Genomic DNA, 16722 nt, shown 5'->3' with positions numbered 1-16722 from the left:
CGGCACTGCCGAAAGTCCACTACCGCCGGCCCGAGTCAGCCGGGTACGCATGCTCCGCGTGTTCTCGCAGCGGTGCGGTCTGCGGTGCGCGAGCATATGGGACGCAGCGAAGAAACCAACGCCATCAGAAGGAAACCCTGAAACAGGAAGAAGGGCCGACGTGTCCGGCAGCGAAAGCGAAAACCCAGTAATCAATTCCCCCACCCCCACGCCGGGTCGGCCCAGGACGAACCGGGACTGGTGGCCGAATCAGCTGGACCTTCAGGTTCTCCACCAGCACTCGCCCGAGTCCAATCCGATGGGCGAGGACTTCAACTATGCAGAAGAGTTCAAAACCCTCGACGTCGACGCGCTGAAGCGGGACATCTTCGAGGTGATGACGACGTCGCAGGACTGGTGGCCTGCCGACTACGGCCACTACGGGCCGCTCTTCATCCGGATGAGTTGGCATGCCGCGGGCACGTATCGCATCGCCGACGGCCGCGGCGGTGGCGGCTCCGGCGCCCAGCGCTTCGCGCCCCTCAACAGTTGGCCGGACAACGCGAGCCTCGACAAGGCGCGCCGGTTGCTCTGGCCGGTCAAGCAGAAGTACGGCCGGAAGATCTCCTGGGCCGATCTCCTGGTGTTCGCCGGCAACTGCGCCATGGAATCGATGGGGTTCAAGACGTTCGGATTCGGCTTCGGGCGAGAGGACATCTGGGAACCCGAGGAGATTTTCTGGGGGCCCGAGGATGTGTGGCTCGGTGATGAGCGCTACAGCGGCGAAAGGGAACTCGCGGTACCTTTCGGCGCCGTGCAGATGGGCCTGATCTACGTGAATCCGGAGGGGCCCAACGGCAACCCGGATCCGGTGGCTGCCGCCAGGGACGTCCGTGAGACATTCGGGCGCATGGCGATGAATGACGAGGAGACGGTCGCGCTCATCGTAGGCGGCCACACGTTCGGAAAGTGCCACGGAGCGGTCCCAGCCGAGTACGTCGGTCCGGAACCCGAGGCCTGCCCCCTTGAGGAGCAAGGCCTCGGCTGGAGGAACAGCTTCGGCAGCGGCAAGGGTGCCGACACGCTCACCAGCGGGCTGGAGGGCGCGTGGACCACCGAGCCGACGAAGTGGGACAACGGTTACCTGGACAACCTGTTCAGGTACGACTGGGAGCTGACGACGAGCCCCGCCGGTGCCAACCAGTGGAAACCCAAGGATCCCTCGGCCCAGGGCACTGTGCCCGATGCTCATGATCCGTCGAAGACGCACGCCCCCATGATGCTGACGACGGACCTCTCGCTGAAGGTGGATCCTGTCTACAGGCCGATTGTGGAGCGCTTCCACAAGAATCCGGACCAGCTCGCGGAAGCGTTCGCCAAGGCGTGGTACAAGCTGTTGCACCGCGACATGGGACCCCTCTCGCGCTACCTCGGTCCGTGGATCCCCGAGCCGCAGCTGTGGCAGGACCCCGTCCCCAAGGCAGATTACGAACTCGTCGCGGACGAGGACATCGCCGCCCTCAAGCGCGAGATCCTCGCATCGGGACTGTCCATCTCCCAACTGGCCACCACCGCGTGGGCGTCGGCGGCAAGCTTCCGCGGCACCGACAAGCGCGGCGGGGCCAACGGGGCGCGGATCCGACTCGCGCCGCAAAGGGGCTGGGAGGTCAATGACCTGCCCGAACTGGCCGAGGCGTTGCGGACCCTCGAGCAGATTCAGCAGGACTTCAACCTCTCGAAGTCCGACGGAAAGAAGGTTTCGCTCGCTGACCTGATCGTTCTGGGCGGGTGCGCGGCCGTCGAGCAGGCGGCGAAGAACGCAGGGCACGACACCGAAGTCCCCTTCACACCGGGACGCACGGACGCCACGCAGGAGCAGACCGACGTGGAGGCGTTCTCCGTGCTGGAACCGGCCGCGGACGGATTCCGCAACTACCTCCGAGCCGGAGAGAAGCTGGGGCCGGAGACCCTCCTGCTGGACCGGGCCAACCTGTTGACGCTGACCGCTCCCGAGATGACGGTTCTGATCGGCGGCATGCGGGCCCTGAACACCAACTTCCGGCGATCCCCACACGGTGTCTTCACCCACCGGACCGATACGTTGACCAACGACTTCTTCGTCAACCTGCTCGACCCGGGCACGGAGTGGAAGGCATCCGCCTCGACCGAGGGAGTGTACGAGGGCCACGACCGCGCCACGGGCGCGGTCAAGTGGACCGCCACCGCCGTCGACCTCGTCTTCGGTGCGAACTCCCAGCTCCGAGCCATCGCGGAGGTCTACGCGTGCGCGGACGCGAGCGAGAAGTTCGTGCGTGACTTCGTGGCCGCGTGGGACACGGTCATGAACCTCGATCGGTTCGACCTTGCCTGAGCCCGATGTCCGGGCCGGCCGCTCATCGGCCGGCCCGGACGCCCCGGCTCCCGGTCAGCAGCCGGGTGGCCGCGTGCGCCGGCCCGCCTGCGCCGACCCGCGGTTTCCGGGAGGTCAGCCGAGGCCCACCACGACCGCCCCGCCCGCCCGGTCGACCCGGTTCGTCCACCCCGGCGGCAGCCGCAGCGACCGCGACGGTGACACCGGGCCCGGGAACCACCGACGCCACAGCAGCCGGCCGTCCTGGCCGACCGTCACCACCGGGCCGGTCAGCGGCTCCCCGGACCGCAGCAGCAACGGCCGCCCCGCGACGCCCGTGACCCGGTTCGGCGTCACCCACACCAGCGGGGCCCGCACGACGAGCGGCGGGCCGGACTCCGGCCAAGGGGCGCCCGACAGGTGGGCCAGTACCGGGGCCGCGGCGGCGGCGCCTTCCGCGGCCGCGGTGGCGGCGCGCTCGACGCCGTGGAGGGCGTTGCCGACCGCGAAGACACCCGGCGCCGACGTACGGAAGGACGCGTCCACGGAGGGACCGCGCGTGCCCGGGTCCAGGCTGATGCCGCCGCGGCGCGCCAGTTCGTGGTCGGGGATCCAGTCACCGGTGAAGACCACTGTGTCGCAGGCGAGAACGCCCGACCGGCCGTCCTCGTGGTGCACGGCCACGCCCGACAGACGGCCCCCGCCGAGCAGTTCGCCCACCGTCGTGGCCGTGAGCAGCGGGACCCCCGGCAGAGCGGCGCCCCGCGAGCGCCGCGTGACCATCGCCACCACATCCGTACCCGCCCGGCGCAACGTACGTACCGCGTGACGGGCCACCGGCTCGGAGCCCACCACCACGGCGCGCCGGCCGACGGGCTGCCCGTACAGATGGACCGCCTGCTGCAACTCCCCGGTGGTCAGCACACCCGCCGGACGGGAGCCCGGCACCAGCCGGGCGCTGCGGGGGCGCTCCCGGGCACCCGTGGCGAGGACGACGGCCCGGGCCGTGATCCGCTCCAGCCCCGCCGGGCTCGTGGTCTCCAGGGACAGGGGGCCGGCCCAGCCGGTGGCGGTGACACCGGTACGGACCGTGGCCCCCGCGCCGATCGCCGCCTCCGCCGACCGCCGTGCGTACGCCGGTCCCCGGAGCCAGGGGCGCGCCGGCCACCCGAACCCGCCGTGGTGGCAGTGGCGTGGCACGCCTCCCGCGTCCTGCTCGCGTTCCAGGACCTCGACCCGCCCCGCGCCCGCTCCCGCGAGGCGGGCGGCGAGGGCCAGACCGGCGGGGCCGGCGCCGACGACCAGTACGTCGACCAGTACGTCCAGTACGCCGTCCAGTACGTCCGTACGGTTCACCGGCTGGCCTCCTCGAACAGCGCGCGGACGGCGGCGCCGCAGTGGAAGCCCTGGCAGCGGCCGCCCCGTGCGCGCGTGCGTCGCCGCAGGCCGTCCAGCGAACCGGGCGGGACGGTCCCCGCCAGCGCGTCGCGGATCTCCCCGCGGGTCACCCGCTCGCAGTGGCAGACGATCCTGCCGTACTCCGGGTCCGCCGCGATCATCCGCGCGTCGCGGTACGGCCGGGGGAACGCCTCGCCCAGGTTCGGCATCCGCACCGGCTCCAGCTCCCGTGCGCCCGTCACCGGCAGACCGCCGTCGGCGAGCAGCTCCACCACATGGGCGGCGATCGCCATCGAGGCGGTCAGGCCCGTCGAGCGGATCCCGCCCACGGTGACGTACCGCTGCGCGGGGTGGGCTCGGATCGCGTAGTCCTCGTCGCCGGTGGCGGCGCGCAGTCCGGCGTACACGGCGGTGACCTCCTCCTCCAGGAGCGCCGGCAGGATCCGCCGGCCCTTCTCCCGCAGCAGCGCGAGCCCTTCGGCGGTCGAGCCGGTGGCCGTCTTGTCGTCCAGGTCCTCGGCGGTCGGCCCGAGCATCACGTTCCCGTACACCGTCGGCGACACCAGCACCCCCTTCCCCAGTGCGCCCGGCACCGGCAGCAGGATGTGCCGCACCAGGCCGCGGGCGAGTTCGTCGAAGACGATCAGCTGGCCGCGCCGGGGCGTGACGGTGAAGTCCGCGTGGCCGAGGAGCCGGTCGATCTCGTCGGCGTACAGCCCCGCCGCGTTGACCAGGTGGCGGGTGCGCAGCGGTCCCCGGCTGGTGGACAGGACGTGCGGATGGCCCGAAGTGCCCGAAGTGACGGACTGAACAAGGCAGTTGAGGTGGAGGTCGGTGCCGGCGCGGACGGCTTGCGTCGCATAGGCGAGCGTGGTCGTCCAGGGGCAGATGACGGACTCGCCCGGTACGTCGAGTGCCCCCAGCGCCCCGGGCCCGAGCTCCGGTTCGCGGGCCCGCACCTCCTCGGCCGGGATGATCCGGGCCGAGCGGTAGCCGTTGCGTACGGCCTTGTCCGCGAGGCCCGGCAGCGCGGCACGCTGTTCCTCGTCCCAGGCCACGAGAAGTGCCCCGAGCGGTTCCACCGCGATGCCGCTGTCGGCGGCGTACGCGGCGAGCCGCCGCTGTCCCTCTCGGACGAGCCGGGACTCCAGGGAGCCGGGTACCGCGTCGAAACCGGTGTGCAGGATGGCGGTGTTGGCCTTGGAGGTGCCGTCGCCGACATCGTCGCGAGCGTCGACCAGGGCGATCCGCAGGGGGAGCCGGGCCAGTTCGCGGGCGATCGCCGAGCCCACCACCCCGGCGCCGACGACGGTCACGTCGTACTCTCCGCCGGGCAGGGCGCCGCCGGTGGTGACGGTCATGCCGGGCCGTCGAGCAGGGCCGATACCGCCGTTCGGAACCGTGCGCGGCGCTCGGCGGCCTGCCCGGCGCCGGCCCTCGGCTCGTAGACGGCGGACGGTTTCCACTCCGGGACGGCCTCCTGGACGGTGAGCGCGGGATCGAGCCCGAGGCGGGCGACCGCGCCGACGCCGAGCGCGGTGGCGTCCGGGAGCGCCGACACCTCGACGGGGATCTGGAGCAGATCGGCCTGGGCCTGCATGAGCAGCGCGGACCGGGTCAGCCCGCCGTCGACGCGCAGGGTGGCGAGCGGTGCGCCCAGATCGGTGGCGACCGCGTCCGCGAGCTCCGCCACCTGGGCGGCGATGCCGTCGCACAGTGCGCGCACCAGGTGCCCGGCAGTGGTGGCGAGGCCGAGACCGGTGACCGAGCCCCGCAGATCGCCCCGCCACCACGGGGCGGCGAGCCCGGCGAGCGCGGGGACGAAGGTGACGCCGCCGGCGTCCTGGACGCTCCCGCCCACGGCGTCAATGTCCTCGGCGCCGGAGATCACGCCGAGATCGGTCAGCCAGCGCACGGCGGAGGCGGCCGTGTACACCTGCCCGTCCAGGCAGTAGCTGGTCCGTCCGGCGAGCCGCCAGGCCACACAGCCGACCAGCCCGGAGGCGCTGCGGCGGGGGAGCGGACCGCTCTGCGCGAGCAGGAACGCGCCCGTGCCGTAGGTGCACTTGGCGGTGCCGGGCTCGGTGACGCGCTGGGCGAGCAGCGCTGCCTGCTGGTCGACGAGCAGCCCGGTCAGAGGCAGTTCGGGCCCGAAGGCGGTGGTGGTGCCGACGCGGGTGTCCGCGTCGATGATCTCCGGCAGCCGCTCGCCCGTGAGGCCGAAGGCGTCGAGTGCCGCCTGCGACCAGCTGACGGTGTCGAGATCGAGGAGCTGGGTGCGGCCCGCCGTCGCCGCGTCGGTCACGAACGCACCGGTGAGGCGGTGCACCAGCCACACGTCGCTGGTCGTGACGACGCCGTGCCGGGTCAGGTGGCGGCGTATCCAGGCCATCTTGGGCGCGGCGAAGTAGGGGTCGAGCGGCAGGCCGGTCGTCCGCCGCAACAACGGCGCGTGCGGGGCGAGTTCGGTGCAGAGGGGTTCGGCCCGCCGGTCCTGCCAGACGATCGCGTCGGTCAGCGGCTCACCGCTCGCCGGGTTCCAGGCGAGAACGGTCTCGCCCTGGTTGGCCAGGCCCACGGCGACGACCGGCTCACCGGCCGCCGCGAGCGCGGCCCGCCCGGCGTCGACGACCGAGTTCAGCAGCTCGTAGGGGTCCACCTCCACCCGTCCGCCCGGCAGGTACCGGGGCCGTACGCGCGCGGAACCGGAGCCGATGACCCCACGTACCGGACAGACGACGAGGGCCTTGGTTCCCGACGTGCCTTGGTCGACAGCGAGCACCGGGCCCGTCATCACCACTCCGTCCCTGGTGTCGGCATGCTTGATCGTCGGTCGGAAGCCTCCACCAGCGGACGTCGTGCGTCAAGATCCTCCGATTCGCCGCCCCAGAATCGCTGACGCAAAGTCATGTTCCGTGCGTGGCTTGTTACTTGCGTTCGAACATAGATCTGGGTGCGGATGACTCCAGTCGCTCTATAGTGATCGCCGATCAACGGGAAGGAAGCCGACCGCGGGTCAACGGCCGAGGATTCAGAGCTCAGTTCACGTCACGGCTCGCCCATCCCCGACGCGGCACGTTTGCAGTGCGGCAGCCGAACGCCGGATGGACCCACCCTCCACGCGATCCGAGGACTGATGACCACGACCACCGCCAGACGCGCCCGTCCCGGCTGCCGCCCATCGACCGGGACGAGGTGATGGCGGGCAGCGACTTCCGTCCCGTCTACCACCCCGCCGGCCACGACAACGAGCTGCGTGCCGCCGTCCAGGACCTGCGCACCGGCCGCTGGGTGTCGATGGCGCACTTGCTCGAACAAACGGACAGCTGGGGGTTGTGGACCCAGCGCACCCAGGTTCTCGCCGCGGTCGCCGCCGGATCCGACGTGGTCCAGGCGTGGCGGACCGAGGAACCGCACAGTGTCGCCGCGACCGTGATGCACACCCGTGTCACCGTCGAACGGGCCGTCCGCGCCCACCGCGCCGGACATCCCCGCACCCGTGAGCTGTGGCAGGAGGCCTGGGAGGCCTGCCGGGAAACCGCCGGCATCAGCCCCGCCGACCCCGTGCCCTGGGTCTGCCTGCTCGCCCTCGCCCTCCTCGACGAACACCGTCAGATGGACGAGCACCGGCTTCCGCCGCCCGGCCCGATGCTGCCCCCCGGGCCCTGGGGCATCCTCGCCGAAGCAGACAAGCGCGACCCGCACAACCGCGAGGCGTACCACCGGATGCTCCAGTTCGTGTACGCCGGCACGCCCGGACCGCTCTCCCAGGCCGCCAACTTCGTGCACTGGGCCGCCGGTTCCGCCCCGCCCGGGTCGGCCGCCCACGTCCTGCCGCTCTACGTACGGGTCGAAGGCTACCGTCGCGAACGCGGCCAGGAGAGGGCCCTCGATCTGCACTGGGTCACCCAGGACGCCATCCGCGACGCCACGAACGCCCTGGACGCCTGGTTCCGCTTCGCCGACCCGCAGTACTCCTCCCCGCTCGATCTGAACCACCTCGCCCATGCCCTGTGGGCAGCCCTCCAATTCGACGAGGCGGCCCGGGTCTTCGACGCGATCGGCCGGTACTGGACCACCCTGCCGTGGGCCTACCGGACCCGCGCCCCGGCCGACCCGGCACTGGCGGAGGAGGTGTTCCTACAGGCCAGGTCCCGCAGCCTGGCCGGCCGGAACTGACCTTCCGCGCCGCGGCAGCAGCCGCTCCCTCGCGCCATCCGCCCCCTCACCCCCGCTCCACCGTCCCCCGCTCCGCCGTCCCCCCGCTCCACCACCCACCCGGAGGTACCGCCATGTCCCGAACCGCATGGGCAGCTCGCCAGGGCCGCAATGCCCCACGCCGGCAGGACGAGGAGGAACGGCTCAGGGAACTCGGCTACCAGCCCGTCCTCGCACGCCGGATGGGCGGCTTCGGCAACTTCGCCATCAGCTTCTCGGTCATATCCGTCCTCTCCGGATGCATGACCCTCTACGGCTTCGGCCTGGGCACCGGTGGCCCGGCCGTGATGCTGTGGGGCTGGGTCGGCGTCGGCATCTTCGTGCTCTGCGTGGGGCTCGCCCTGGCCGAGGTGACCAGCGCCTATCCGACCTCGGGGGCGCTCTACTACATGGCCGACCGGCTCGGCGGACGCCGCTGGGGCTGGTACACGGGCTGGCTGAACCTGCTCGGCCTGCTCGGCGCCATCGCCGGAATCGACTACGGCGCCGCCCTGTTCACCGGCGCCTTCCTCAACCTCCAGTTCGGCTTCGTGCCCACCTCCGGATCGACGTTCCTGATCTTCCTGTGCATCCTGCTGCTGCACGCCGTCCTCAACCTCTTCGGCGTCCGCCTCGTCAGCGTGCTCAACTCCGTCAGCGTCTGGTGGCACCTGGGCGGTGTCGCCGTGATTGTCGGCACCCTGGCCCTCGTCCCCGACCACCACCAGTCGCCCTCGTTCGTCTTCATCGAGTTCGTCAACGACTCGGGCTGGGCCAACCCGTTCTACGTGGCGGCGGTCGGTCTGCTGCTCGCCCAGTACACCTTCTCCGGGTACGACGCCTCCGCGCACCTCTCGGAGGAGACCTCGAACGCCTCCGTCTCCGCCGCCAGGGGAATCGTCCGGGCCATCTGGGTCTCCTGGATCGCCGGATTCGCCCTGCTCGCGGGGCTCACCTTCGCGATCCAGGACTACGCGGCCGTCCAGGGCAGCGCCACCGGTGTCCCGCCCGCCCAGATCTTCCTCGATGCCCTGGGCTCCGGCGGCGCCACCGCGCTGCTCCTCGTCGTCATCGTCGCGCAGCTTTTCTGCGGCAATGCCGAGGTGGCCGCCGCGAGCCGGATGGTCTTCGCGTTCAGCCGTGACAACGCGCTCCCCGGCTCCGCCCTGTGGCGCAAGGTCAGCGGCCGCACCCAGACGCCGGTCCCGGCGGTATGGCTCTCGGTCATCGTCGCGGGTGTGCTCGCGCTGCCGTCGCTCTACTCCGCCACCGCCTACGGGGCCGTGACCGCCATCAACGTCATCGGTATCACCCCGGCCTACGCCATCCCGATCTACCTGCGGCTCCGCGCCGGCAACCGGTTCGAGCCCGGCCCGTGGAGCCTGGGCCGCTGGAGCAAGCCGATCGGCTGGACCGCCGTCGTCTGGGTGGCGGTCGTCACCGTCCTGTTCTGCCTGCCGCAGAAGTCCCCGGTCACCATCGACTCGATGAACTACGCGGTGATCGCCCTGGCCGTGGTGCTGGTCCTCGCCAGCGTGTGGTGGTCCGTCGCCCGGCGCTCCTACGGCACCCCGTCGGCCTACGGAAACGCCCGTGAGCAGGCGGAGATCGCCGAAGGCATCGTCTGACCACTCCAGCGCCCGCCCGCCCGCCCGCGCGGCCGGCCGTCCGTCCCCTCCCGGTGGACGGCCGACCAGGATCCGAAGAGGACCCGCCGGAGCGGCGAGCCATACCACAACGGCCTAAAATGGGCGGGAAAGGTACGTCCGGCGGTTCGAGGTTCCCCTACGAGCCGTTCGGCTAGCCCGGGAGGCGTGATGACCGTACCCCCCGACGCGGCACCGCAGCGCACGCAGAGCGACCCCGAGGACGTCCTCAAGCAACTCGGAGGCTCGTGGCACTGGGCACTCGGCTTCGCCCTCGCGACCCTGATCCCAGGCATCCTGGTGCTCGTCTGGCCCGACGAAACGCTGCACATCCTGGCCGTGATCATCGGTTTGCAGCTCCTGGTCGCCGGTGCCTTCCGTTTCGTCACGGCCTTCTCGCACAGCAGCGACGGGGGCGGCAGCAGACTGGCGGGCGTCCTGATCGCCATGCTGGCGTTCCTGGCGGGCGTCCTGGTGCTGCGGCATCCGATGCAGACGATCGGCGCACTGTCCCTGATCGTCGGGGTGTTCTGGTTGCTGACCGGAGTGCTCACGGCGTACGTCGCGATCGCGGACCGCGCGCTCGTGCACCGCGGCCTGCTCTTCGGCCTGGGCGCCCTCGGCGCCGTCGCCGGAATCGTCGTGCTCTCCTTCCCGGTGGACTCCGCGGTCGCCCTGACGCGGCTGCTGGGACTGTGGCTCGTCCTGCTCGGCGTGTTCGAAGTGGTGATGGCCTTCGCGCTGCGCTCCGCCACCCGCCGGATCACGCCCACGCCTCCGGGGTGAACGCCGAACGCTGACCCCCGCGCCCCGTGAATCGAGGGTTCCTCATCCGCTGTTAGGGTGACGTGTGCCCGTCAAGGTGGGCCTCCTTTGTTCATCAACACTTCAACGGGGGTTGAAAGTGAAGCTTCGCCATGTCCGCGCGATCGCCGTCTTCGGGGTCGCGGTTGTCGCACTCACCGGCGCCCGCGGCTCTCACGGAGGCAGCTGCGGCGGCAGCAGCCACAGCTCCGGTTCGAGCTCCAGTGGGGGCAGTACCGGTGGCAGCGACGCGAGCACCGGCGGTAGTTCAGGCGGCGCCTCCGTCCCCGGCGGCTCCAGCAGCGGCAACAAGGCCGAGCGCGACATCAAGATCGACAAGTGCAGGCTGGACGACGCGGGCAAGAATCTGGTCGCCAGGCTCACCGTCACCAACAGCGGCTCACTCGACTACACCTACAAAATCAGCGTGAAGTTCCGCGGGGGCGCCGGATCGAGCGCGGGCTCCGCCCTGGCCAACGTCACTGGTCTCACGGTCAAGGCGGGCGCGTCCCAGCAGGCGGAGGCGACGACGCCGTACACCGGCAAGGGCGACGGCAGCGAGTACAAGGAATGTGTCGTCGTCAGCGCGTCGAAGAACGCTTTCTGACGCGGCGCGCCGGCTGAGGCGGCAGCCCGCTCTGCCGCCGCCCCCGGCCGCGGCGACCCGCGCCCGGCACGTGGAGTGCCGCAGGGCAGCGGAGTGAGGGGGCCTGCGCGGGGGTAGCGGAGTGGTGGCCCCCGCCTCGCCCCTCAGCCGGCATCCCCAGCCTTACCGTCAGCCGCTACCGCCGCTACCGCCGCACCCCCCGCTCCCACGCCGCCGCGAACATCTCGTGCAGCGGCGCCGTCGGCAGGACCCGCCCGAACGGGGAATCGATCCTGTTGCCCCACAGCGGGCGCACCAGGTACGTCGCCAGCTTCACGGTTTCCAACGGCAGGTGCGGCGCCTTCAGCTCGGTCCACTCCCCGGGCAGGAACACGGTCCGCCCCGCCCGCGCCCGCTTGGCCTCCACCACCGCGCCCGTGCCCAGGAGTTCCGCCCGGACCTCCGCGTGCCGCTTCGTCGACCAGCCGTTCCACCGCCGCACGTTCCGGTCGGTCGGCGCGGCCAGCGTCGCCACCTGGAGGTACAGCGCCGCCGCGTCCGCGCCGACCCCGAGCTCCGTCGCCGCCCGCGCGACCAGCTCCGGGCAGGACTGCCGCGGATCCGCCTCGTACGCCCCCACCGGCACCGCCCCCGAACGGGCCCGCCGCATCATCCGCTCCAGCCCGCCGCCCACCAGCAGCGGCGCCACCCGCTCCAGCGCCCCGGCCAGCCCGGTGACCTCCCCGACCCGCCGCCACACCTGCGGGTCGGCCACCGCCGCGGGCCGGAGGAAGGACTCACCGCCGGGCGCGCAGACCACCAGCGGCCCACAGTCGTACGCGGTCACCGCGAGCGGCCCCTCCTCCTTGCGGTGGTCCTCCGCCACCGGCAGCCGCTCGGGCCGCCCGAACCGCTCCGCGAGCCCCTCCGGGCTGTCCTCGACCCGCCCACCGGACAGCGCCAGCAGCAGTTCCGGGCGCTCCAGCTCGGCGCTCAACCGCTCGTACACGTCCATCGCGCCGACCACCGCCGGGTCGCCGACGGGCCGGTCCGTCCACGCCCACACCAGCGCGCTCGCCATCTCCCGGCAGGACAGCCCCACCGGGGTGCCGTACGGAAGCTCGGGCCCGGCCGGCGTCACGGCCCGGACCTCCACCCCCGTACCGTACGGGGTGGCCGCCAGCTCCCAGCCGGCCGCCGGCACCGTCGCGTCCGCAGCGGCCTCGTACCCGCCCGCGAGCCGCCGCGCCCACACCTCGCAGAGCCCCAGATCGGCTTCCAACGTGTCGGCCGCCTCGTCGTACACGGCGGACCGCACCCCGAGGCGCTCCCGCCACACCCCGGCCATCCGCTCCACGGCCGCCTCGACCCCGCCGGGCCGCCACAGCTCGGTCGGGTCCTCGGGCAGCGCCGCCGCCAGGACGGCCCGCCGGCCCGCGCCCCCCAGCCGCGCCCGCAGCCCGTCGTACGACTCGGCCGTCATCGGTGTGGCCCTGTACGGGGCCTTGCGCACCAGGGCGCGGTCCCCCTCGCGGTCGGACCGGCCGGCCAGACCGGCCACGACCAGCCGGGCCACCGCCCGCCGTACGCCCGTCAGTTCGGCGAAGCGCGCCGCCGCCGACTCCGGCACCGGGACCGGCCCGCGCGCCTCGATCGCCGCCACCAGTGCCCGCAGCCGGGCGGCGTCGTCCCGCTCCACCCGTACGGGCCGCGCCCGCGGAACCGCCGCCACCACCGGGTCGCCGTCCGCGTCCTCGGCGGCGGCCGCCACGAACCAGCACTCCGACCCCCCGGCCCGCACCGCGGCGGACGCCACCGCGACCCCGCCCCCACGCAGTCCGTCCAGCAGGTCGGCGGACGCGCGGCCCACCCACCACCGGCCGCCCGCGCGGGCGAACGGCTGGTCGGCCCAGGTGTCCAGCAGCGCCAGCAGAGCGGCCCGCTCCGTCTCCGGGGTCGGCGCCACCGCCGCCCGCCAGGCCGCGGCGTCGATCGCGCCCACCAGCTGCGACCAGTCACCCGGCGGGGCCGGCGGCGCCAGCCGCCGCACCTCCTCCACGACGGTCCCCGCCAGGCAGGCGCCGTCGGCGGCCAGCGCGTTCAGCGTCGCCGGCAGGGCCACGTCCGGGCCGCGCCGCCACGGGTCCCGCTCCCCGTCCGACACCAGCCCGAACAGCGCGGGCATCAGCTCCGTGTCCGGCGCGGACCGGCGCGGCAGGACCGGCGGCGCCTCGCCGAGCAGCGTGACCCGCCGGTGCAGCGCGAGCCTGCGCTCCTCCACCCGGGCGGCCCGCGCGGCCACCGCCACGACCGCCTCGATGAGCACCGCGTCGGTGACCTCCGGCAACTCCCGGGCCACGGCGGCCCGCAGCGCCCGCGCACCGACCGACGCGGCAGCCAGCAACGCGTCCGCGGTCTCCGGCCCCACGGCCCGCAGCGCGCGCGACCCGCCGGCGTCCCGGGTCCGCAGCAGGTACCAGAAGGCCGGCGGCAGTGCCACACCCCCCGACGCGGTGACCTGCCGGACCGGCGCCACCCGCGGATGCCGGGGCGAGCGGTGCCCGTCCAGCTCCCACAGCAGGACGCCGTCCGCGGCGTACGCGCGCACGCCCGTACGGGTCTGTGCCTCGGCGAGGACCACGTCCTCCACCACGTCCTCCACCGCTCCCTCCGGCGGCGCCCACAGGCCCCACGGCTCCTGCCCCGGCCGGTCGATGTCGAACCGGGCCGTACGCCCGTCCACGCTCTCCACCAGGAAGTGGTCGGGCGCGTGATCGCGGTGCCGGGTGCGGAACAGCACCCGGGTCCCGACCAGCCCGTCCCGGCTGCCCAGCGGGGATCCGTCCAGACCGGCGGGCAGCGGCGCCAGCTGCAGCGCCTCCACGGCCAGGGTCATGCCGGCCTCGGACGGCTCCACGCCCGGATCGGTGCGCGCGGCGCGGCCCGGGAAGTCGGGCAGCGCCACCGCGCCCCGCGGCTCCCCGGTGACCGGGTCCACCACCTCCCACGGCCGCCTTCCGTAGACGGCGTTGGTCCAGATCCGCGACCCGTCCCCGAGCTGCAGCTCGTCCTGGTCGATGCCCTCCCGGCCACCCGGCCGCAGCACCCGCCGCCCGCCGTGCCGCCCGCCCCCGTCGGCGGTCTCGAACTGGAACCCGTACGCCCCGTCCAGGCTGCCGCCGAAGGGCACCAGACCGCCCACCTCGTCCGGCGTGAACGTCTCCTCGGGACGATCGGCCCAGACGGCGGTGTCGCAGTAGTACGGGTTCGGGGTGAGGGTCCAGCTCACCAGGAAGGAGCCGCTCACGTAGTGGACCGCGAACATGGTCGCCCCGTCCGGCACCGCGAGCCGGCAGGAGCCCCGCACCCCGTCCGGGGCGACGGCGACCGCCCGGTCCCGCCCGAACACCGTCAGCACCGGCCAGCTGGCGGTCACCCCCGCCACGCCCGGCAGCGCCCCGTCCGCCACCTCCTCGGGATCAGCGCCCGCCGCGAACTGCGCGTACACCGACTCCAAGGCCGGCCAGGCCAGTTCCTCCGGCAGACCGGCCGCCAGCGAGCGCCGCAGCGCGCCCGCCGCTCCCGCCTCGGCGAGGGCGTCGGCGATCCCGCCGAGCGCCGCCACCGTCGGCCGGTCCAGCAGGGTCTCCAGCTCGGCAACGGCTTCCTCGGCCCCAGCCATGCCGCCGCCCCCGACGGTGTCGACGAGCTTGCCCACGCGCCCGGCGACCTCGTGGGCGATGCCCTCGTTGCCGGGCAGCAGCGTCACCGCGGAACCGGCCCGGCGCCGGCGCGCCGGCGACCACCGCGGCAGCAGATTCGCGTGTACGGTGCCCTCCAGCCGCGGGCCGAACACCGGGTCGGCGGCCAGCGCGGCCAGGTCGCGCCGGGACCGCTCACCCCAGAACCGCATCCGGGTCTCCGGACCGGGGTCGGTGACGGCAACCCCGGCCGCCAGACAGGCGTCCAACACGTCCGCGTCGAAGCCCTCGTAGTGATGCCGCGTGGTGTGCACCGTCACCGGGGTGCCCTCAGCCCGCAGCCGCGGCCCCAACCGGCCCACCAGGTCGAGGAATTCCCCCGGCAGCTGCTGACGCCCGACTCCGCCACCCGACTGGGCCGCGTACTGGTACATGTGCACGAACTGCCCCACCCAGCGGTGCGGCCCGCCCTCCGGCACCAACCGCCCGGCCGCCATGGCCTCCGCCGCGCCGCAGCCGATCAGCAGCCGCAGCCAGGCCCCGCCGTCGGTTACCCCCTCGGGGAAGACCTCCACCAGCCCGGCGGCGATCGCGTCCGCCGGCGGATGGGCCGTCAGCACCGGGCCCGCGGCCTCCAGCAGCGCGTCCGGCACCGCCTTCTTCCGCGTGACCGACAGGATCGCGCCGACCAGCCGCGCGAGCTCCTCGTCCCCTTGGCCGGCCGCCTTGGCGGAAGCCCGCACCCGGCGCACCAGATCCGCCGGCAGGTCCGCCGGCGAGCCCGCCCACGCGGTCAGGAACGCGTCGAGGGCCGCGTGCGCGGCGGCCGGCTCCAGCGTCTCGGCGAGGAACCGCTGATGCGCCCCGAACTCCTTGGCCGGCATGGCCCCGCCCGCCGCGAACAGCAGCGCGTTCGCCCGGCGGTAACCGGGATCCACCGGCAGCCCGTGCGCGGCCTCGGCCGCCCGCGCCGCCGCGTACGCCCGCCCGCCCGGCCGGCTCCCGTAGCCGATCAAGCGGTGGCCCACGGTGTCCCAGAACCACGGCAGATGCGCCGGCGGCAGCCGCCGCGCCCGCGCCGCCATCGCAGCGAATCCAACGAGACGATCACGCTCCGCATCGTCGCACGCCCCACTGACAGCTGGGCGGCTGACAGCTGGGCGGCTGACCGGGGTGCTGTGCGGGGGCCTTCGGCGTGGGCGCCCGGAACACACGGAGCGGTGTGCCAGGCTGGGCCGGGTGGTGACCGGTCCGGCTGGCGAAGAAGAGAAGGACCCGGCCGCGGGCCGGTACGGGCGCGACCTGTTCACGCCCACCCACCCCCTGGAGGCCGACCGCATCGACTACGGCGCACAGGCCTACGATCCGTGGACCCGGAGCCGACTCCGCGCGCTCGGAGTCGGGCCGGGGTGGCGCTGCCTGGACGTCGGCGCGGGCACGGGGACGGTGGCCCGCTGGCTCCTGGACGAGGCGCACGTCGACGAGGTGGTCGCCCTCGACCAGGACACCCGCCACCTGGCCCCCCTCGCGGGCCCACGCCTGCACCCCCGTACGGCAGACCTGCGCGACCCCGGCCTGGACCCGGGCACCTTCGACCTGGTCCACGCCCGCTTCGTCCTGATGCACCTCCCGGAACGCCGTCACCTCCTCTCCCGCCTGGCCAACTGGCTCGCACCGGGAGGCTGGCTCGTCGTGAGCGACGCCGTGGAGGTACCGAACGCCCTGGACTCCTCCTCCGCCTACCGGCGCACCATGGACGCGATGTGGCAGGCCCTCAACGACACGATCGGCACGGACATCGCCTCCGTGCCCTCCTACCCGCGTTTCCTCCGTGAGGAGGGCCTCACGGACGTGGCGGCGGACCTGTACTGCCCACCCCTGACCCCGGGCGCCGCGGTCACCGCGTTCTGGCTGGAGACATGGCAGCGCCTGCGCGGCGCGCTCGAGACCACGGGCCGGGTGGACGCCGAGACGGTGGACCAGGCCCTGGCCTACCTCAGCTCTCCGGACCTGGCCGAGCTGCCCCCCGGCATGCTGACCGCATGGGGCAGGCGCCGCTGA

The 16722-nt window shown here is 73.3% G+C and carries 10 protein-coding genes; 6 read left to right on the top strand and 4 right to left on the bottom strand.

Annotation, left to right across the window (positions count from 1 at the left end):
• Positions 1-160: 160 nt before the first annotated feature.
• Complete coding sequence (gene katG / locus MTF65_RS03240; protein WP_243627289.1) at positions 161-2350, top strand: catalase/peroxidase HPI; 2190 nt, start codon at positions 161-163, stop codon at positions 2348-2350.
• Positions 2351-2464: 114 nt separating this feature from the next.
• Here the strand turns inward: katG and MTF65_RS03235 are convergent, their stop codons facing one another.
• Genes MTF65_RS03235 through MTF65_RS03225 form a run of 3 tightly spaced genes read right to left on the bottom strand, consistent with a single transcriptional unit; the run spans position 2465 to position 6521 of the window.
• Positions 2465-3685: an FAD-dependent oxidoreductase gene (locus tag MTF65_RS03235; protein WP_243626662.1), complete on the bottom strand. Its 1221-nt coding sequence runs from the start codon at positions 3683-3685 to the stop codon at positions 2465-2467.
• A complete protein-coding gene (locus MTF65_RS03230) occupies positions 3682-5088 on the bottom strand; it encodes an FAD-dependent oxidoreductase (protein WP_243626661.1) in 1407 nt (468 codons plus the stop codon). Before MTF65_RS03230 ends, MTF65_RS03235 begins: the two co-directional genes overlap by 4 nt.
• Entirely contained in the window at positions 5085-6521 is a 1437-nt protein-coding gene (locus MTF65_RS03225; protein ID WP_243626660.1) for an FGGY family carbohydrate kinase, read from the bottom strand. Before MTF65_RS03225 ends, MTF65_RS03230 begins: the two co-directional genes overlap by 4 nt.
• A 404-nt stretch (positions 6522-6925) precedes the next feature.
• On the opposite strand from MTF65_RS03225, the gene MTF65_RS03220 reads away from it, so the two are divergent.
• From MTF65_RS03220 to MTF65_RS03205, 4 genes are all read left to right on the top strand, one after another.
• Positions 6926-7906, top strand: a complete 981-nt coding sequence (locus MTF65_RS03220; protein ID WP_243626659.1) for a hypothetical protein — start codon at positions 6926-6928, stop codon at positions 7904-7906.
• Positions 7907-8019: 113 nt separating this feature from the next.
• Positions 8020-9552: an amino acid permease gene (locus MTF65_RS03215; RefSeq protein WP_243626658.1), complete on the top strand. Its 1533-nt coding sequence runs from the start codon at positions 8020-8022 to the stop codon at positions 9550-9552.
• Between the two features lie 189 nt (positions 9553-9741).
• Positions 9742-10356 (top strand): HdeD family acid-resistance protein, encoded by a 615-nt coding sequence (locus MTF65_RS03210; protein WP_243626657.1) that lies wholly within the window; start codon positions 9742-9744, stop codon positions 10354-10356.
• A gap of 118 nt (positions 10357-10474) precedes the next feature.
• Positions 10475-10981 (top strand): hypothetical protein, encoded by a 507-nt coding sequence (locus MTF65_RS03205; RefSeq protein ID WP_243626656.1) that lies wholly within the window; start codon positions 10475-10477, stop codon positions 10979-10981.
• Between the two features lie 184 nt (positions 10982-11165).
• Here the strand turns inward: MTF65_RS03205 and MTF65_RS03200 are convergent, their stop codons facing one another.
• The gene (locus MTF65_RS03200; protein WP_243627357.1) at positions 11166-15746 is read right to left on the bottom strand and encodes a hypothetical protein; all 4581 of its coding nucleotides are present in this window, start codon (positions 15744-15746) and stop codon (positions 11166-11168) included.
• Positions 15747-15903: 157 nt separating this feature from the next.
• On the opposite strand from MTF65_RS03200, the gene MTF65_RS03195 reads away from it, so the two are divergent.
• Positions 15904-16722, top strand: a complete 819-nt coding sequence (locus tag MTF65_RS03195; protein ID WP_243626655.1) for a class I SAM-dependent methyltransferase — start codon at positions 15904-15906, stop codon at positions 16720-16722.

This window comes from Streptomyces sp. APSN-46.1, from assembly GCF_022815725.1.
Classification (GTDB): Bacteria; Actinomycetota; Actinomycetes; order Streptomycetales; family Streptomycetaceae; genus Streptomyces.
The sequence above is the reverse complement of the archived record's forward strand: the minus strand, read 5'-3'. Positions and strand labels throughout refer to the sequence as shown.